We start from the raw sequence: 19706 nt of genomic DNA, 5'->3' as shown, positions 1-19706 counted from the left end.
ATAATTAAAACTCCATTTCTTTATTAACAAATTCTATAATTTCTTCAACTGTCATTCTCTTTTGTTCCATAGTATCTCTATCTCTGATAGTAACGGTATTATCTTCTAAAGTATCAAAATCAATAGTTACACAATATGGAGTTCCTGCTTCGTCTTCTCTTCTGTATCTCTTACCAATTGAACCAGCATCATCAAAATGAGTCATGAAATTCTTAGCTAACTCATTATAAACTTCCATTGCCTTATCATTTAATTTTTTAGTTAAAGGAAGAACTGCAACTTTATATGCCGCTAATGCAGGATGAATTTTTAAAACGGTTCTTGTAGAGTTGTCTTCTAATTGTTCTTCTTCATAAGCATCACATAAGAAAGTTAAAAACATTCTGTCTACACCTACAGATGGTTCTATACAATATGGAATATATTTTTCGTTTGTTGTTGGATCCATATATTCTAGTTTTTCTCCAGAACCTTCACTGTGTTTTGACAAATCATAATCAGTTCTATCGGCAATACCCCACAATTCTCCCCATCCAAATGGAAATAGATATTCAAAGTCTGTTGTGGCTTTTGAATAGAATGATAATTCTTCTTGTTCATGGTCTCTAAGTCTCAAGTTTTCTTCTCTAATTCCCAAATTCAATAAGAATTCTTTACAGAAGTTTCTCCAATATTCGAACCATTCCAAATCAGTTCCTGGTTCACAGAAGAATTCTAGTTCCATTTGTTCAAATTCTCTTGTTCTGAAAATAAAGTTACCCGGAGTGATTTCGTTTCTGAATGATTTACCTATTTGACCAATTCCAAAAGGAATTTTCTTTCTTGAAGTTCTTTGAACATTCTTAAAGTTCACAAAAATACCTTGTGCTGTTTCAGGTCTCAAATAAATTTCTGATTTGTTATCTTCAGTAACACCTTGGAAAGTTTTGAACATCAAGTTGAATTTTCTGATATCAGTAAAATTATGCTTACCGCATTCAGGACATTTGATGTTTTCTTTTTCAATAATATCCAATAATTCTTGTTCTGATTTTCCGTCTAATCCAGTTATTTCTTCATTTTTTTCATCCATGAAATAGTCTTCAATTAATTTATCAGCTCTAAACCTAGATTTACATTCTTTACAGTCGATTAATGGGTCTGAGAATCCACCAACATGACCAGATACTACCCAAGTTTGAGGATTCATAAGGATAGCTGCATCCAAACCAACATTGTAAGGGCTTTGTTGGATAAATTTTTTCCACCAAGCTCTTTTTATATTATTTTTGATTTCAACACCTAATGAACCGTAGTCCCAAGTATTTGATAATCCTCCATAGATTTCACTACCAGGAAATATTATTCCCCTTGATTTACATAAGCTTACTATTTTCTCCATAGTTTTTTCTTCGTTTTTCATAAAACCCTCCATTTTTTTGAATAATAAAAAATCCCCGAAGTAAAACTTCAGGGACGAAATGTAATTTCCGCGGTTCCACCCTAATTATGATAAAACATCACTCTTAGAATTATTAGCTCCAGACTGCCGTTATAACTTGTTAATTTTCACCACACATTAACTCTCTGTAATTGTTATATTATTTATCTTTCTTCGCTTTTCAATATTCATATAAATTATATCATAAATTTACAAAAATGTTAATTGACTGTCTGATAAATTTTCCATATCTAAGTTAATAAAATTATCCAACAAAAACTCGTGTATTTCTTTGGAATTTTCTCCGTGCAAATATGTTTGTTCAAAAGATTGCGGCAATATAATTGGCATTCTAGTATGAATTTCAGCTATTAATCCTTTTGCTTCTGTGGTAAGCATACTCACATGTCTTATACTTGTTTCTTCACTTTTGTATTCTCTGAAAATACCTGCGATAGAAAATATTTGTTGATTCGCAACAGTTAATCTATACTTATCTTTGTTTTTCTGATTCCACTCAAAAAAAGCAGTTGCAGGAATCAAGCATCTTCTGCATTCGAAATCTTCCTTGAAAAACTTTGAAGTATAAATCTTTTCAATTCTAGAATTTATTATAGATTTTTTCATAAAATCAACATCTATTCCCCACCTCATATGATCAAATTCGTCACATAAAGTTAAAATTTGTTGACCAGGAAATACTTCTGTTGTTGGATTAAATTTTGTGATTTGTTTTTTATTGTATCTTTTCAATAAATCAAGTTTACTTATATTCAGTTCAAATCTAGAACACAAATATATCACCTCTTTTATATTTGTAAAAAGCCAGATGAATTACTTTTCATCTGACTTAATAACTTGCTTTTTGTATTTAATTTGTAAAATTATTCCTGCAATTACAATTGCAATACTCACTAATTGACTCACTCTTAATGCTCCAATGTACAAGCTATCAGTTCTGAGTCCTTCTACAAAAAATCTCAATATTCCGTATAAAACCATGTACAAACTTGTTATTTGTCCATGGAATTTTTTCTTGTTTTTAAATATATACACCAATATTAAAAATATTATAAAATCTCCTAATGATTCATATAAGAATGTAGGATGAACTTTTACACCATCTATTGTAATTGCCCAAGGAAGATTAGTTGGAGTACCATAGGCTTCTTTGTTAATAAAATTACCCCATCTACCAATTGCTTGTCCCAATGCAATCGCAGGCATAAAAATATCTAGCAACTTCAAAAATTTAAGATTTTTCTTTTTACAAATAACGTAACAAGTAATAACTGCGGCAATTATTCCTCCATAAATCGCTAATCCACCACCGCGAATATCGATGATTTCTCCTAAATTTTTGGAATAATAATCCCATTCGAATATGACATAATATGCCCTCGCTCCTACAATTGCAAGAGGAAGTGCCCACACTAAAATGTCCAATATGGTATTTTCTGAAATATTTTCTAATTTGGCTAACTTTACAGCTACTACATAGCCCAAAATCACCCCTAAAGTAATCAATATTCCATACCACATTATATCTATTCCAAAAATAGAAAAAGCTACCCTGTCCATTTTTATTCGTAATCCCAGTTATGACTTACTTGTTGAACGTCATCACTATCTTCAAGATTATCGATTAATTTTTCCATTTTATCTACATTGGATTCGTCGTTAATTTTAACGTAATTTGATGGTTCATAAACCAAATCAGATTTTATAAATTTGTATCCTTTATCCAATAAAGTATCTCTTACTTGTGCGAAATCTTCCATAGCCGTGTTGATTACAAAAATTCCATCATCAGCTTCAAAATCTTCTGCCCCAGCATCTAAGCTGTCCATCATTACTTCTTCTTCATCCAAGGATTCTGCGTCAATTAATAACAGACCTTTTCTTTGGAACATAAATGATACAGAACCATTTTGTCCAAGATTTCCACCAAATTTATCAAAATAATGTCTTACATCTGAAGCAGTTCTATTTCTATTGTCTGTCAAACATTCAACTATAACTGCAACTCCTTCTGGACCATATCCTTCGTATACTATGTTTTCGTAGTTTGCAGAATCTCCGTCGCCACTCGCTTTTTTAATTGCTCTGTCTATGTTATCGTTAGGCATATTTTCCGCACGAGCTTTTTCTATAACAGATTTTAAGCTAGGATTGTATTCAGGATCAGCTCCACCTTCTCTAACAGCAACAGTTATCGCTCTTGCCATTTTTGTGAATACTTTACCTCTTCTAGCATCTTCACTACCTTTTTTGTTTTTTATTTTGCTCCATTTATTATGTCCTGACATAAAATCACATCCTTAATATTTATTTCTATCGAACTCAAATGATTTCGCAAATTTTCTTTTATGTTCGCTTTGTTTAATTTTTTTGTCAATCAAATTTTTTGATTTAGTTTCAGAATTATTCATCAAATATTTATCTAGTTCTTCGTAAGTAAACCCAAACTCATCTTCATCGGTTTGACCTTCCCACAAACCAGCACTAGGTTTTTTATTAATAATTACATCTGGAACGCCCAAAACTTTTGCCATCTCAAAAATATCTGTTTTATACAAATTCAAAAGTGGCATAAGATCAGCACCACTGTCTCCGTATTTTGTAAAATATCCAGTCATAAATTCGGAACGATTTGATCCGGATAATACCATATAACCATTATTTTGAGCATAATAGTACAACGTCAACATTCTAAGCCTTGGCTTAATGTTTGATACTGCCATTTCTACAGAAGTTTTTTCAAAAGTTTGTATTAATGCATCAAAACCATCATTCAAATCGACTTTTTTAAAATTCAAATCAATCGCTTCTGCTAATATTCTAGCATCTTCTTCATCTTTAGGATTGCTTTTTATAGGCATAATCAAACCTAACGCGTTATCTCCAAAAGCTTTTTTGCACAAACACGCTAATACAGCGCTGTCGATTCCGCCGCTAATTCCAAAAACCGCTCCTTTTAAATTAGCTGATTCGACTTCTTCTTTTATCCATTTTGTTATATCTTCACATAATTTTGCGTAATTCATTTTAATCCACCCTCAAATTTTATCACAATTTACATCATTTTAAAATATTAACTTACCATTTAATGATGATTGGTAAGTAAATTCAATCATTGTAAACTTTATGTTATCGCTTGTTAAATCAATTAACTTATTTTCTATTTCTTCGTATTTATCTTCATCTAATAAAATATCAAAAACCACTTTTTCTAAATATTGCTTGTCAGCTACGTAAATATCATTATTCATCAAAAAATTTTCAATACTTCCAACATTGGTGTAATCAAATTCCATCTGAAAATTTCTAAATATTTTCTTATCTACAATAACCGACTCATTCAAACACTCACTAGAAGCTTTTGTGTATGCTCTTATAAGACCACCAGCTCCAAGTTTAATTCCGCCGTAGTATCTTGTAACAACTACACAAACATTAGTCAAATCTTCTTTTTTAATTACTTCAAGAATTGGAATCCCTGCTGTTTGAGAAGGCTCACCGTCGTCATCAAATCTCTGAATTAATTTGTCCTCTCCTATAATATATGCAGAGCAATTGTGAGTTGCATCATGATATTTTGTTTTTATACTATCCACAAATTCTAAAGCTTCTTCTTCTGATTCCACAAACTTACAATTACCAATAAATTCTGATTTGTTGATTACAAAAGAAAAAGGTATGCTTTTGTGAATACTTTTATAATTTTTCATATATAAATTCCTCGTATTTTTCTATCTCTGATTCAGAAATCTCAACCTTAAGACGTACATCTTCATTATTATATGTTACATCTTCACATTTAAAATTTTGTAAAACTGTGTTCAAAACATCCTGATGATCGTAGTCAAATCTCATTTTAACACATTTGTAATTGCCATATAATTCTTCTTGAATTTTGTACAATAACATTTCGATGTCTTCATCGTTAAAAGCTGATATCTTAACTTTATTTTCTAAATTATACGGAAAAATGATGTTAGGATTTTTATCAGATTTATTAAATAACGTAACCATTGGTTTGTCCAATACTTTTAATTCTTTTAATATATTCATTGTTGTGGTTATTTGATTGTCCAAATCAGAACTTGAAGAATCTAATATAAATAAAATCAAGTCAGAATGTTTCAAATCCAATAACGTTGACTTAAATGCCTCGATTAAATCTGTTGGAATATCTTTAATAAATCCAACGGTATCTATTACAAGGCATTGTTTTTTATTTGGTAATGTACATTTTCTCAAAGTAGTATCCAGTGTTTTAAATAGTAAATCCTCTGTTTCAAACTCTTCCGTGTACTTATCTTTGTAGAAATTCACCAATTTGTTGGACAAAGTAGACTTACCAGCATTTGTGTATCCAACCATACTCACCATTTTTATATCAGATTTTAGTCTTTGTTTTCTCATGTTTTCTTGGCTTTTATCGATACTTTTTAATTCTCGTTTTATATTGTTAATTTTGTTTTGGATAGTTCTTCTATCTACTTCAAGTTTTGTTTCCCCAGGACCTCTAGTTCCAATTCCACCACCAGTTCTGGATAAGTGATCTCTGAATCCAATTAATCTTGGAAGTCTGTATTTGTATTCTGCAAGTTCAACTTGTAGCACACTTTGTTTTGTTTTAGCTCTACTTGCAAATATATCTAAAATTAAATTTGTTTTGTCTACTATTTTAAGTCCAGTTATATCTTCCAAGTTTTTTATATTTGAACCAGATAGTTCTACATTAAATATCAAAGTTGTTACGTCCATTTTTTCTGCAGCATCTTTAATCTCCAGACATTTCCCTTTTCCTATGTAATATTTTGAATCAATAAAGTTTTTTCTAACTTCTGAAATTGCGCAGACTTCACCACCAGAAGATTCAATCAAACTTTCCATTTCTTTTATATCTTCATCGTTTATTTTTTTGTTTTTAAATTCAAAATAAACTAAAATTGTTTTTTCTTTCATTGTTGCTCCTTTATTTATATTATATAATAATCTCTCCTTAAGTAAAATGTTCATCGTATTTCTAGGAATATATGTTGAATCTACACTTTGTGGTATAATAGTGTATATATATTTTATGGAGGAATTTATGAATAAAGATAAAAATATAATATTGAAATCCATAAAAATTTTAATATTATGTTTGATTTGTATATTTGCATTTGTAGGTGGATTAATCGGAGTAGCTGGAGTTCGAGCTATGCAATTAGCTCCAAAGGTTAATCCAGAAGAAATAAATAATATGATGAATCAAACATCAGAAATTTTGGATCAGGATGGAAATTTAATCGAGAAAATCAAAACCACTGAATATAGAGAGGTTGTTAAATTAGATAAGATACCAAAATACATGATGGATGCTTTCACATCTGTGGAAGATGAAAGATTTTACAAACACAATGGTGTGGATCCTATCGGTATCACATCAGCTATTTTTGATAATTTAAAATCCGGTTCTATGAAACGTGGAGCAAGTACTCTAGCACAACAATTGGCTCGTAATTTGTACTTAACTAACGAAAGATCATTTGACAGAAAATTCAAAGAAGTTTATTTAGCAATGGAATTGACAAACTATCTAGGCAGAGAAAAACTTTTGGAAACTTATATGAACACTGTTTTCTTGGGACAAAATGCCTACGGAGTTCAAGCCGCTTCTGAAATTTACTTCAAGAAAAACATCGATGAACTAACTTTATCAGAATGTGCTACTTTAGCAGGAATTGTGAAGAGTCCTACTAACTTAGCGTTATACAAGGCGATTGAACCAGGTCAAGTAAAAGACCAATCAAAAATCGTCGGTGAAGTTACTTTAAACGGTGAAACATACAAAGCTGTTTACAATCAACAAACTATCGACAGAAGAGATTACGTTCTTAAAAAAATGCTAGATAACAACAAAATCACAAAAGAAGAATACGACAAAGCTCTTCAAGAAAATATCGCAGCTAATATAAAACCGGGAATTAAAAACGTAGATAACTTGTCTAACTACTATTCAGATATTATCTATGAACAAGTTATTGCAAAACTTATCGAAAAAGGATACTCACAACAAGAAGCAAAAAGCAAACTAATCAATGGTGGATTAAAGATATATTCATGTGTTGATATGAATATGCAAAGTAATTTGGAAAAATTATATGATAAAAAAGTCGATGATATTATCGCAGATGGCTCATCAGCAAATTTATTAAAATGGTCAAGCGATGACGGCAGAAACATTACAAACGCTTTAAATGAAGTCATTTATTTTAGAAAGAAAAATATAATCAATGACAACGATGAGTTCTTTATTTCACCAGAACAATATACTAAAAACCCAGATGGTTCTGTCACTTTTAATTATTCAAAATCAATTAAAGTAAAACAATATGGAAACTATTTGGATTTGAAAGATTATTACTCAGTAAATGACAATAATAATTTGGTAACTCATAAAATATCTTCAATCAATATTGGTAGCAAAAATTTGAATACTGATGGTGAAGGTAACATCACAATCTCAAACAAATATATAAAAGAAAATCCAAATTTAATCAAATACGACAACAATGACAATTTGATTTTTGCTAAGGATTTCTACACTATAAATAAAGATGGAATAAAACAACCACAATCATCAAGTGTTGTTGTTGATAAAACAACTGGACAAATCAAAGCATTAGTTGGTGGAAGATATTCAGATAATAAAGATACTACTAACAGAGCATCCGATATTCCTAGACAAGTTGGTTCTAGCATGAAACCATTAGGTGTATATACTCCTGCATTGGATAATGGGTACTCCCCTGCATCAGGCTTAGATGATTTACCTCACTACAATGAAAAGCATGAATTGTGGCCACAAAACTGGTACGAAGGTTATGAAGGTTTAGTTTCACTTAGACATGCTGTTGAAAATTCAATCAACGTTACTGCCGTAAAAGTTTTGGAAGATATTGGAATTGAAAAATCAAAATCTTATTTAGAAAAATTTGGATTGATTAACGCAAAAAATCCTAAAGCGGATAACTATATAAGTGCAGCTGAAAACACTTCAGAAAACGATGAAAACACATCAGCAATGGCACTAGGTTCATTAACTAAAGGATTTACACCTGTAGAAATGGCAGGTGCTTACAACGCTATCAATAATAGCGGACAGTACAGAGAACCTATTTCCTTTACAAAAGTTACTGACAGTTTAGGAAAAGTTATAATCGAAAATCCTCAAAAACAAAATGAAGTTGTAAGCCCTCAAATCGCATACATTATGAGAGATATACTCAGAACTTCTACAGATTACAACTATTCAAAATACGCTAGGCTAGATGGCTTTGATATCGGTGGAAAAACTGGTACTACAAACGACTACCAAGACGTATGGTTTGTCGGAATGAGCCCATACTATACAATTAGTACATGGTTAGGCTTTGACAATCAACAATTGAAAATGACTCAAATTAGTCAGAAAAAAGTTGTACAAATCTGGAGTGCAGTCAACAGATATACTTTGGAAGATAAAATTCCAATAAAATTTGAAGAACCAGACGGTATCGTAAGAGTTAAGGTCGATACTTTGGCAAATAAATTGCCAAGCAAATACAGTTGGAGAGATCCTCGTGGAATTGTAAAAGAAGAAATCTACAAAGCTGGTACAGAACCTACAGAAGTTTCTGATTTGTATGAATCTAGAAGAATTGACGTTGTAGATGGAAAATTAGCTACAGATAATACTCCACCTTGGGAATTAGGATGGGGAGTTTTCATAAAAAGAGATCCTCCATACAAACCATCAGAACATAACAACATTATTCCTAAAGACTGGAAATACAGTATGCCTGGTTATTCTGATAGAACAATCTTTAATATTTTAAAACCTGATGATAAAAAAGATGAAGACAAAGATGACGAGGACAAAGACGACAAGGACGAAAAAGATAACGATAAGAAAGACGGCGACAAAGAAAACGATAGAAATAATAGAGACCGAGATCGTAAACGTAATCGTGACCGTGATTCGTCAAATGATAGAAATAATTAAAAAAAGGTTAATTTTGGAATTTTCCAAAATTAACCTTTTTCTTATTTATCTATCTTTTTCTTTCTAGTAACTTTAAAATTAATCTCATAAACAAATCTATCTTCATCAATTGAAATTTTACTTGTTCCCCCGAGCAACTCTATCAAATTTTTCGCAATATATAAACCAAGTCCACTACCTTCAGAATGACGAGACCTTTCCCCTCTTACAAATTGACCCATCAATTCTTCTGCACTAACCTCAATTTTATTCTTGGATACATTAGAGAATTTGAGTATAATATTGTCATTGACTACATCACATTCTCCGTAAACTTTTGTGTTGGGTTTGGAATACTTCACAATATTACTAAAAATATTTTCGATTACACGAGATAACTTTGCACCATCTGTCATCATCAAAACTGTTTTCCTTTTATCAATATATTCGAATTCCAATCCCATCTTATTGAAATCAGAATCAAATTGACCGTAAACTTGTAATACTAATTCATTTAGTTCCACAACTTCCATTTCGATATCAATATTTCCCGTTCCAGTTTTGGAAGCATAAATCAAATCTATTACCATTGTTTTCAATCTTTTAGCATTATATTCTAGAATTTCTATATATCTTTTCTTTTCTGATTCATCAGTTTCGTGATTCAGCAAATCTACGTAATTTATAATGGAAGTTAAAGGCGTTTTGATATCATGTGAAATATTTGTGATTAGCTCCGTTTTCATTTTTTCTGAATTAATTTTATCTTGCATCGTGTTGATAACCGAATCATGCAAATGGTTTATAAGATACACAGAATCTTTGTAAATTTCATCATCTATGAACACATCAATATCTTTTCCAGAATACATAGCCTCCACTTTTTTGTTAAGCAGTATTTTACCCAGATTATTAATCAAAATTGATATGTAAATTTTCGCTAAAATTGCACCGATGAATACAATCCCAAACAAATTCCTGTTTGAAACCATAATAGTCGCCATCGTATACATCAAAAATATCAAAGTTAATAATGACTCAACATAAATGTTGTAGTATTTTCCTTTGAAATTACTTATGAATTGATATATTAAAAAAGCATTTTTCTTCTTTTTGTAGATAGTTCTTACAACTTTAACCATTGAATAAACGAAAGCAAACATAGCATATATCAACGTTATGGCAACCGAAAAATTATATACATTAATTATATTTTCAATAAAAAATGATATAGTGAATACAAGAATGAAGCCAAAACTAAAATACAGTAGTAGATCTACCAGTTGTTTTTCAACATAACCATCGATAGAACGAAAACTTTTTTTAATCCAATTTATCATTAAATGTCCTCTATCTTATATCCCATTCCATATACAGATTTAATCAAATCAGGTCTTCTAGGATTGATTTCAACTTTTTCTCTGAGTCTTGATATGTGGACTGAAACTATTTTTTTTACATCGTAAGGTGGGGCTTCCCACACATTTTCATATATTTCTTCTGATGTGAATACTATTCCTTTGTTTTTCAATAAAAGTAAAATTATTCCATACTCATAAGGAGTTAACTTTATTTCTTCACCATCAATCAATACTTCTTTTTTATCGTCGTTGATTGTCAATCTTCCAGCTGAAAATACATTTCCATTTAGAGAATTGTCCTTGCTAAGTTCCAATCTTCTCAAACATGATTTTATCCTAGCCAATAATTCTACAGCATCGAAAGGTTTCGTAATATAATCGTCAGCACCCAAATTCAATCCCATAACCTTATCATTCAGTTCGCTTTTTGCAGACAAAATTATGATTGGCGCATTGGATACTTCTCTTATTTTTTGTGTTAGTTCTAATCCATCCATTCCTTCCATCATTATATCTACCAAAAATAAATCTATTTTATTCTTTTCCATTAATTCTAATGCATCGTAACCATTATAAGCCTTCAACACATTGTAATTATCTGTTTTCAAATATATTTCTATGGCTTTTACTATGTCTTTTTCGTCGTCGACAACCATAATATTGTACATAAAAAATCACCTTCTTAACTTTTATTATACACTAAAAATCAGAAGGCGATTATTACAAAAATTTAAAGATTCAATTTTGGAGCCAAATATTGACCAGTATAAGAATTTTTCTTACTAATTAATTTTTCAGGAGTTCCTTGGAAGATCACTTGTCCTCCACCATTTCCTCCTTCAGGTCCTAAATCTATAATATAATCAGAAACCTTAATAACATCAAGATTGTGTTCTATAACAATAACGGTATTTCCTTGATCAACAAGTCTTTGCAATACTTCAACTAATTTGTCAATATCTGCTGAATGAAGACCCGTGGTTGGCTCATCTAAAATATACACAGTTTTTCCTGTACTTTTTTTAGATAATTCACTGGCTAGTTTTACTCTTTGAGCTTCTCCACCGGATAATTCCGTTGAAGATTGTCCTAATTTAATATAGCCCAAACCTACATCTTGTAAAGTTTGCAATTTATTTTTTATAGGAGGGAAGTTTCTGAAAAATTCTAACGCTTCATCAATCGTCATATCTAACACGTCGGCGATATTTTTGCCTTTGTATTTTACTTGCAAAGTTTCTCTGTTGTATCTTTTTCCTTTACAAACATCACATGGAACATAAACATCTGGTAAAAAGTGCATTTCTACTTTTAAAGTTCCGTCGCCTTTACAAGCTTCACACCTTCCACCCTTTACGTTAAATGAGAATCTTCCTTTTTGATATCCTCTCATATTTGCTTCAGGTGTTGACGCAAACAAATCTCTTATCAAATCAAATACTTTTGTATAAGTCGCTGGATTACTTCTAGGCGTTCTACCAATCGGAGATTGATCTATTTGTACAACTTTATCCAAATTTTCAATTCCAGTAGCCGATTTGAATTTACCATTTTTCATCTTAGCATTATTCAAATCTCTGGCTAATTTCTTGTAGACAATTTCGTTAACCAATGAAGACTTTCCAGATCCTGAAACACCTGTAACACAGTTGAAGCATGAAAGTGCAAATTTCGCATTTATGTTTTTAAGGTTATTTTCTTTGCAACCTTTAAATTCCAAATATCCATTTGGTTTTCGTCTTTGTTCAGGAACGGGAATTGATAGTTCCCCTGACAAATACTTACCTGTAATGGATCTTTTTTCTTTGATAATATCATCAATAGTTCCACAAGCTACGATTTCGCCTCCATGAACACCAGCTCCCGGTCCGATGTCAACAAGATAATCGCATTCTTTCATCGTATCTTCATCGTGTTCAACTACAACCAAAGTATTTCCAATATCCGTCAAATTTCTAAGCGCTTTAATCAATTTGTCATTATCTCTTTGGTGAAGTCCGATTGAAGGTTCATCTAATACATACACAACGCCTACCAATGCAGATCCAATTTGTGTTGCCAATCTAATTCTCTGAGATTCTCCACCTGATAAAGTAGAAGCAGATCTATCCAAAGTTAAATAATCAAGCCCAACATCGTTCAAAAATTGAAGTCTGCTGATAATTTCCTTCAATATTTCATCTCCAATAAATTTCTTGGACTCTTCCAATTCCAAATCTTTGAACCATTGAAGAGAATCTTTTACAGGCATTTGACAAATTTCATAAATATTTTTTTCATTTATGCGAACTGACAAATACTCATCTTTTAATCTAGCTCCATGACAATAATCGCATTCAACGTCAGTCATATACTCACCAATTTTTTGATGCATAGAATCTGTCGCGCTTCTGTTGTATCTTTCTTCTAAGTTTTTCAAAACTCCTTCAAATTTACCGTTGAATTTTTTTCTTCCAGAAAAATGACTATCGAAAATAAATGAAAGATTTTTCTTTGATCCATTCAAGATTTCATTTATCATTTTCTTTGGAGCATCCTTAATTGGTTTGTCCAATGGAAAGTCATAAGAATCTGCGATTGCTTTTATTATTTCGAAATAATATCCACCTGGTTTCGAAGATTGATAAGGATCTATTGCGCCTTGTAAAATCGACAACTCTTTATTTGGAATTACCAAATCTTCATCAACTTTTTTATGAAAACCAAGTCCATTACAATGAGGGCACATTCCAAACGGATTATTGAACGAAAAATCTCTTGGCTCTAATTCTTGGTAAGAAATATGTCCGTCTGGACAGCTCATTGATGTACTATAAGAAATTACATCTTTGCCAATAACATCAACTTTTACATTATTTTCAGACAATCTAAGAGCTGTTTCTATGGAATCTGTAAGCCTTGAATCAATTCCATCTTTAATTATAATTCTGTCGACAATTACATCAATATCGTGTTTTTTGTTTTTATCAAGTTCGATATCTTCTGCTAATTCAACTTGCTCACCATCAACAATAGCTCTTATGAAACCATCTTTTCTCAAATTTTGCAAAAGTTTTTTGAATTCACCTTTTTTACCCTTAACAACAGGGCTTAAAATTTGAATTCTCGAACGTTCCTCTAATTCTTTCACACTGTCTACAATTTGGTCGACAGTTTGGCTAACAATTTCTTTCCCGCAAACAGGACAATAAGCAGTTCCAACTCTTGCGAAAAGTAGTCTAAAATAATCGTATATTTCTGTAACAGTTCCCACTGTTGAACGTGGGTTGTTGTTAGTTGTTTTTTGGTCTATAGAAATCGAAGGCGACAATCCTTCAATGTATTCTACATCTGGTTTATCCATTTGCCCTAAAAATTGGCGTGCGTAAGAACTCAAAGATTCGACATATCTTCGTTGCCCTTCCGCATATATAGTGTCAAATGCCAAAGAAGATTTACCTGACCCACTCAATCCAGTGAACACGACCATTTTATTCCTAGGAATGGTAAGGTCAACATTTTTTAGATTATTCTCCTTAGCACCTTTTATAACAATTTTATCTTTGCTCATTTTGCTCCTTTAGTAAGTGTTTTTCAAATTCCTGATTTGATCTCTAAGTGTAGCAGCTCTCTCGAAATCCAATTCTTCTGCAGCTTTTAACATTTCTGTGTTCAAATTTTCAATAATAACTTCTATTTCGTCCTTTGAAAATTCCGTAACTTTATTAACATCATAACTTTCATTTTCTTCTGCCACGAAAGTATTTTGGATTCTTTTTCTAACAGATTTATTAATAGTAGTTGGAATAATGTTGTGTTCTTCGTTGTATTCTTCTTGTATTTCTCTACGCCTATTAGTTTCTGTGATAGCCACATCCATCGACCTAGTAATCGTATCACCGTACATTATAACGTGACCATTTGAATTTCTAGCAGCTCTACCTATAGTTTGTATAAGAGAAGTCTCTGAACGTAGGAAACCTTCCTTATCAGCATCCAAAATCGCAATCAGAGAAACTTCTGGTAAATCCAATCCCTCTCTCAGAAGGTTAATTCCTACAAGTACATCGTATTTTCCTTCTCTCAAATCTCTTATGATTTCCATTCTTTCAATCGTATCAATATCTGAATGCAAATAAGTTACTTTTATATCCAAATCTTCAAGATAACGCGTCAAATCTTCACTCATCTTTTTAGTAAGAGTTGTGATAAGAACACGTTCACCTTTTTCAATAGTTTTATTGATTTCACTAACCAAATCGTCGATTTGTCCTTTTGTGGGACGAACCTCAATTTTGGGATCTAATAGACCCGTTGGTCTGATAATTTGTTCAACCACCTCATTAGTTTTTGCTTTTTCATACTTTCCTGGAGTTGCCGACACATATATTACTTGATTCATCATCGATTCAAATTCGTTGAATCTCAAAGGACGATTGTCCAATGCAGATGGCAATCTGAACCCATAATCAACCAAGCTAGTTTTTCTGGACCTATCTCCTTCGTACATTCCTCCGATTTGTGGCACAGTAACGTGTGATTCGTCAATCATTGTCACGAAATCTTTTGGAAAATAGTCGATAAGAGTGTAAGGTCTGCTACCAGGCTTTCTCTGAGACATATGTCTTGAATAGTTTTCTATTCCTGTACAAAATCCCATTTCTTTTAACATTTCTATATCGTATCTAGTTCTTTGCTCTAATCTTTGAGCTTCCAATAGTTTATTGTGGTCTTTAAAATATTTTAATCTATCTTCTAATTCTTCTTCAATAGTTACGATAGCTTTTTCGACTTTTTTCTGAGTCGTTGCATAGTGACTAGCAGGATAAATCGCAACGTGATTTCTTTCACCTACAATTTCTCCAGTCAAAGCATCAATTTCAGTAATTCTATCTATTTCGTCACCGAAAAATTCTATCCTAACGCTTTTTTCTCCACTCGATGCTGGGAAAATATCCAAGCTATCTCCTCTTACTCTGAAAGTTCCTCTGGTAAAATTAATGTCATTTCTAACGTATTGAATGTCGATTAATTTTTTCATAACTTCAGTTCTATCTTTTTCCATTCCTGGACGCAAAGATATAACCAAATTTTCGTAATCAATAGGATCTCCCAAACCGTAAATACAAGATACAGAAGAAACTATAATTACATCTCTTCTTTCGAATAAACTCATCGTAGCACTGTGGCGAAGCTTGTCCAATTCTTCATTGATACTTGAATCTTTTTCAATATAAGTATCTGATTGAACCACGTATGCTTCTGGCTGATAATAATCGTAATAAGAAACGAAAAATTCAACCGCATTTTCTGGAAAAAATTCTCTAAACTCACTAGCCAATTGATATGCCAAAGTTTTGTTGTGAGCTATAACCAGAGTTGGTCTTTGAACTTTTTGAATAATATTTGCCATCGTAAAAGTTTTACCTGAACCAGTAACACCTTTTAAAATCTGATGATTTTTTCCATTTTCCAAACCATTTGCAAGTTTATCAATCGCTTGTGGTTGATCACCTGTTGGCTTGAATTTTGAATGTAATTTAAATTCCATAACTCACCCCTTGAACATATGTTTTACTTTAACATTATATATCATCTGTGTATTTAATTCAATAAATAATAATTCGTATTCATTATCAAAAAAATCAAAAAAATTTTCTAAACAAAAACTAGGCTCACAGAGCCTAGCCAAATTTTTTTATTATAAATCTTCTTCATTTATTACTTTTTCATTGAAACCGTCTTTATACTCATCATTTTTTACAATATGTCTGTTAAATATTTTATCGATAGCCACTGAAATAGCAGTATCTCCAGAAATATTTGCAGCAGTTCCAAATGAATCCTGTGTCAAATAAAGTGTCATCAACAATGATGCAAGTTCACCTTCAGATGGAATTCCAACTACTGGCAAAAATGGCAATGCACTCATTATTGCTCCACCTGGAGCTCCTGGAGCAGCAACCATAGCTATCCCAAGAATTGCCATATATTTTAACATTAGTAAATAAGAATGTCCCATTCCATACATTGTTAAAATTGTAAAAGTACAAGCTGTAATTGTAATCATTGAACCTGGCATATGAACGGTAGCTCCCAATGGAATTACAAAATCTCTAATACTTTTACTTACTGAATTTTGCTTAGCACATTCCAAGTTTACTGGAATTGTCGCAACAGATGATTGAGTTCCTATTGCTGTTAAATATCCTTTTACTTGATTTCTGATTAACTTTACAGGATTTTTCTTCGTGTAAGTACCACTTATTATAAATAATACAGAAACATATATTAAGTGAAGTGCAATTACACATAAGAATATCTTCCAGAAAATTGAAAGAACTGCAAATACAGATCCAGTGAATGCCATTTTTGAGAAATTACCAAAAATAAAGAAAGGTAACAATGGTACAATTGCAGTTGACAATACTTTTGTGATTATGTCATTAAATTCTGAGATTAAATTGTAGCAATATTCTCCTTCACCGTGTTTTCTTAACCATGATATTGAAATTCCCATCATAAATGCGAAAATAATTGATGAAGTTACATCAAAAAATGGTTTGATTGGAATTTCAAAAAACGGATCCATGCCTATCTTAGTTGAGGCTTGAATCTTAGAAACTTGGTCTGGACTTATAAATGCTGGGAATACATTTGAACTCATAACATATGATAATGACCCACCAATAAGAGTAGATGCATAAGCAATTACAACAGTTACTAATAATAATTGTCCAGCTCCCTCTCCAAGATCAGCAATTCCCTTTGTTACAAAAGCAATAATCATAAGTGGAATAACAAAGTTTAGAAATGCGCCGAACATTGATGAGAATGTTACAGCAGTCTTCACGAACCATTGAGGCATATACAAACCAGCTAAAGTACCTAATCCAATCGCGATTAATAATTTTGGTATTAATCCTAGTTTTTTCTTTTCAGTTTTACTCATTTTCTTTAAATCACTCCTTATTTTATGTTGTTTTATATGTAAAATACATATTGCATTTTAAACCCAAATTATTTTACAATACAATTTAAAAAAGAGCAAGTAATTCAATAGATTTTTAACAGATTTATTTAAATTTTGTTATATTCTTGGTTTTATTTTATTTTAATAACGTATATAAAATCACTAATATCATAATATTTTATCAAACTGCCGTAATTTCCCACTATTTTTAATGTAAAAAAAGAGACTCATACTGCCCCCAATCTTACAATAATCTGTAAATATTGTGTTAGGGTCATATTATGAATCTCGTATATTTTTTATTAAATTGCAAAAATTAAATATTTCTTTTAATTTATATTTCGATTTCTTGTCAATATTATAACATCATATAATTTTAGATAAAATCTGATATCAAATTCCAAATATTTGAACTGCGTAATATCTGTCATAAGTTTGATCAGAATCTTCGTAATATGCTTTTGTAACGAATACTTTTATTTTAACTCTTGTGAACACTTCTCTCAACATATTTTCATTGTGTCCTTGAGAATTTTTCCAAGCTTCCATTGCACCACTTGCAGTGTATGGGCCATTATAGATATTTTCTCCATTGATGTTAGAAATATCAGTTACCAATCCACCTCTTGGTCTAACGTGTTCAAATAAATGAACAATTTCAGTTGCCCTTGTTTTTGCAACTGGTGATAATGAATTATCTTGTTTTAATGCTTTTAGTCCATTTTCTTTGCGATATTGATTCAAAAGTCTTAGTATTTCATCTGCCATTTCGTCATCGTAATGACCACGTACCATTACAATTGTATCATCACTGATTTGAACAGGAAATTCTTGTTCATTTTCTAATCCTGGTAATGGTTTTCTACGAATAACTTTCTTGCCAGGATACTTCGGATCAGTTGTAATAGTTTCGTCTGATTTGTTATCCAAAATCAAATCTTTTACTTTTTCTGATACTGTATTTTTTCCACCTACAATATACATTTCTTCAAAAGAATTACTACCAATATATGATTTTACATCACTTGTAATGGATGATTTTGAAACCAATAGTATTGGTGCTTTTAGCTTTTGTGAAAGTGGTGCCGCTACTAATGCATCTACAAAAACTTCACCACTAGCAAATATCGCTTTAGTTGGTGCAGTAAAACTTGCGTTTGCAACTCTGACAGATGTCATATATCTGTTCGAGCCAAAAATTCTTTGTGGCTTAACATTAGTAATAGCTTTGATTTCTTGAACAACTTTATCAGAAACTGTATTTTGTCCACCGACTACAAAAATTTTACCTATATTTCCTTTATAGAAAGATTGTAAATAATCTTTTGTGTCGCTAGAAATCTTGTTTTTCGATACTAATAATATTGGTGCATTGTGTTTTTGTGCTAAGGAAGTAGCGTTAATAGCATCTGCGAATACTTCTCCACTAGCTACAACCAAGTTTTGTTTTTCAGCATTTTTGCTAGAGAACTTTTCAGAAACTATTTTAGCATTAACTGCATATCTGTCGTATCCAGAATATCTTACAACTTTTATTTTTAAATCATTTTCGATATGATTTTGAACAGCCTTACTAACAGATTTTTCTCCACCAATAATTATGACTTCGTCCAAATCTTTTGATTTTAAAAGTTTTTCAGTAGATGCGTCTAATTTATCTGAATAAGTGTATAAGATCGGGATTTGTCCTTGACTCATTACAGTAGAACTGATGTTGTCGGGAAATTTTATCGCTGATACAAGCACTACTTTTTTAGAGTTTTGATAATAATCTTCCATCACTTTATTTGCAACGGCAAATCTATCTCGCCCTTCAATTCTATTCATAGTTGACTCTACTTTTTTAGGACTTGCATTATCATCTTGTTCTTTCGCAAATACAGCAGTGCCTGTACTAAATACCATACTAAATGTTAGACATAAAGCTACTATCTTCTTCTTAAGATTATTCATTTA

Annotated in this window: 14 protein-coding genes; 1 reads left to right on the top strand and 13 read right to left on the bottom strand. The window is 31.4% G+C overall.

What is annotated here, in order from left to right:
* Nucleotides 1-4 precede the first annotated feature (4 nt).
* From GKG01_RS00305 to hflX, 7 genes are all read right to left on the bottom strand, one after another.
* The gene (locus GKG01_RS00305) at nt 5-1402 is read right to left on the bottom strand and encodes a glycine--tRNA ligase (RefSeq protein WP_154271078.1); all 1398 of its coding nucleotides are present in this window, start codon (nt 1400-1402) and stop codon (nt 5-7) included.
* Between the two features lie 228 nt (nt 1403-1630).
* Nucleotides 1631-2224, bottom strand: coding sequence for an SOS response-associated peptidase family protein (locus GKG01_RS00300; RefSeq protein ID WP_347233088.1), 594 nt, complete (start codon nt 2222-2224; stop codon nt 1631-1633).
* Between the two features lie 30 nt (nt 2225-2254).
* A complete protein-coding gene (gene lgt, locus GKG01_RS00295; RefSeq protein ID WP_154271076.1) occupies nt 2255-3001 on the bottom strand; it encodes a prolipoprotein diacylglyceryl transferase in 747 nt (248 codons plus the stop codon).
* Between the two features lie 2 nt (nt 3002-3003).
* Entirely contained in the window at nt 3004-3729 is a 726-nt protein-coding gene (locus GKG01_RS00290; protein WP_154271075.1) for a YebC/PmpR family DNA-binding transcriptional regulator, read from the bottom strand.
* A gap of 12 nt (nt 3730-3741) precedes the next feature.
* Complete coding sequence (locus GKG01_RS00285; protein WP_094207243.1) at nt 3742-4467, bottom strand: NAD+ synthase; 726 nt, start codon at nt 4465-4467, stop codon at nt 3742-3744.
* A 39-nt stretch (nt 4468-4506) separates the two neighbouring features.
* Complete coding sequence (locus GKG01_RS00280) at nt 4507-5151, bottom strand: YigZ family protein (protein ID WP_154271074.1); 645 nt, start codon at nt 5149-5151, stop codon at nt 4507-4509.
* A complete protein-coding gene (hflX, locus tag GKG01_RS00275; protein ID WP_154271073.1) occupies nt 5138-6394 on the bottom strand; it encodes a GTPase HflX in 1257 nt (418 codons plus the stop codon). Before hflX ends, GKG01_RS00280 begins: the two co-directional genes overlap by 14 nt.
* A gap of 127 nt (nt 6395-6521) precedes the next feature.
* On the opposite strand from hflX, the gene GKG01_RS00270 reads away from it, so the two are divergent.
* Nucleotides 6522-9458: a transglycosylase domain-containing protein gene (locus tag GKG01_RS00270; protein WP_154271072.1), complete on the top strand. Its 2937-nt coding sequence runs from the start codon at nt 6522-6524 to the stop codon at nt 9456-9458.
* 41 nt (nt 9459-9499) lie between these two features.
* On the opposite strand, the gene GKG01_RS00265 is transcribed toward GKG01_RS00270, so the two are convergent.
* From GKG01_RS00265 to GKG01_RS00240, 6 genes are all read right to left on the bottom strand, one after another.
* Entirely contained in the window at nt 9500-10777 is a 1278-nt protein-coding gene (locus GKG01_RS00265) for a HAMP domain-containing sensor histidine kinase (protein WP_154271071.1), read from the bottom strand.
* On the bottom strand, nt 10777-11466 hold the full coding sequence (locus GKG01_RS00260) for a response regulator transcription factor (RefSeq protein WP_002836609.1): 690 nt from the start codon (nt 11464-11466) through the stop codon (nt 10777-10779). The genes GKG01_RS00265 and GKG01_RS00260 overlap by 1 nt, the downstream gene beginning before the upstream one ends.
* Nucleotides 11467-11528: 62 nt before the next feature.
* Nucleotides 11529-14348, bottom strand: coding sequence for an excinuclease ABC subunit UvrA (gene uvrA, locus GKG01_RS00255; protein ID WP_154271070.1), 2820 nt, complete (start codon nt 14346-14348; stop codon nt 11529-11531).
* Nucleotides 14349-14357: 9 nt separating this feature from the next.
* Nucleotides 14358-16328: an excinuclease ABC subunit UvrB gene (gene uvrB / locus GKG01_RS00250; RefSeq protein ID WP_102163929.1), complete on the bottom strand. Its 1971-nt coding sequence runs from the start codon at nt 16326-16328 to the stop codon at nt 14358-14360.
* 150 nt (nt 16329-16478) lie between these two features.
* Nucleotides 16479-17729 (bottom strand): dicarboxylate/amino acid:cation symporter, encoded by a 1251-nt coding sequence (locus tag GKG01_RS00245; RefSeq protein ID WP_094207252.1) that lies wholly within the window; start codon nt 17727-17729, stop codon nt 16479-16481.
* A gap of 414 nt (nt 17730-18143) precedes the next feature.
* Nucleotides 18144-19703 carry a cell wall-binding repeat-containing protein gene (locus GKG01_RS00240; protein WP_094207253.1) on the bottom strand — a complete coding sequence of 520 codons (1560 nt, stop codon included), beginning with the start codon at nt 19701-19703 and terminating at the stop codon, nt 18144-18146.
* Nucleotides 19704-19706: the final 3 nt, after the last annotated feature.

This window comes from Finegoldia sp. BIOML-A4 (genome assembly GCF_009679635.1).
GTDB lineage: Bacteria > Bacillota > Clostridia > Tissierellales > Peptoniphilaceae > Finegoldia > Finegoldia magna.
The sequence above is the reverse complement of the archived record's forward strand: the minus strand, read 5'-3'. Positions and strand labels throughout refer to the sequence as shown.

Bases quoted from the DNA above. Each gene is read 5' to 3' on its own strand.
- hflX (WP_154271073.1), bottom strand. From the start codon at position 6,394: ATGAAAGAAAAAACAATTTTAGTTTATTTTGAATTTAAAAACAAAAAA.
- GKG01_RS00285 (WP_094207243.1), bottom strand. From the start codon at position 4,467: ATGAATTACGCAAAATTATGTGAAGATATAACAAAATGGATAAAAGAA.
- GKG01_RS00240 (WP_094207253.1), bottom strand. From the start codon at position 19,703: ATGAATAATCTTAAGAAGAAGATAGTAGCTTTATGTCTAACATTTAGT.
- GKG01_RS00290 (WP_154271075.1), bottom strand. From the start codon at position 3,729: ATGTCAGGACATAATAAATGGAGCAAAATAAAAAACAAAAAAGGTAGT.
- GKG01_RS00270 (WP_154271072.1), top strand. From the start codon at position 6,522: ATGAATAAAGATAAAAATATAATATTGAAATCCATAAAAATTTTAATA.
- GKG01_RS00305 (WP_154271078.1), bottom strand. From the start codon at position 1,402: ATGAAAAACGAAGAAAAAACTATGGAGAAAATAGTAAGCTTATGTAAA.
- uvrB (WP_102163929.1), bottom strand. From the start codon at position 16,328: ATGGAATTTAAATTACATTCAAAATTCAAGCCAACAGGTGATCAACCA.
- GKG01_RS00260 (WP_002836609.1), bottom strand. From the start codon at position 11,466: ATGTACAATATTATGGTTGTCGACGACGAAAAAGACATAGTAAAAGCC.
- GKG01_RS00280 (WP_154271074.1), bottom strand. From the start codon at position 5,151: ATGAAAAATTATAAAAGTATTCACAAAAGCATACCTTTTTCTTTTGTA.
- uvrA (WP_154271070.1), bottom strand. From the start codon at position 14,348: ATGAGCAAAGATAAAATTGTTATAAAAGGTGCTAAGGAGAATAATCTA.
- lgt (WP_154271076.1), bottom strand. From the start codon at position 3,001: ATGGACAGGGTAGCTTTTTCTATTTTTGGAATAGATATAATGTGGTAT.
- GKG01_RS00265 (WP_154271071.1), bottom strand. From the start codon at position 10,777: ATGATAAATTGGATTAAAAAAAGTTTTCGTTCTATCGATGGTTATGTT.
- GKG01_RS00245 (WP_094207252.1), bottom strand. From the start codon at position 17,729: ATGAGTAAAACTGAAAAGAAAAAACTAGGATTAATACCAAAATTATTA.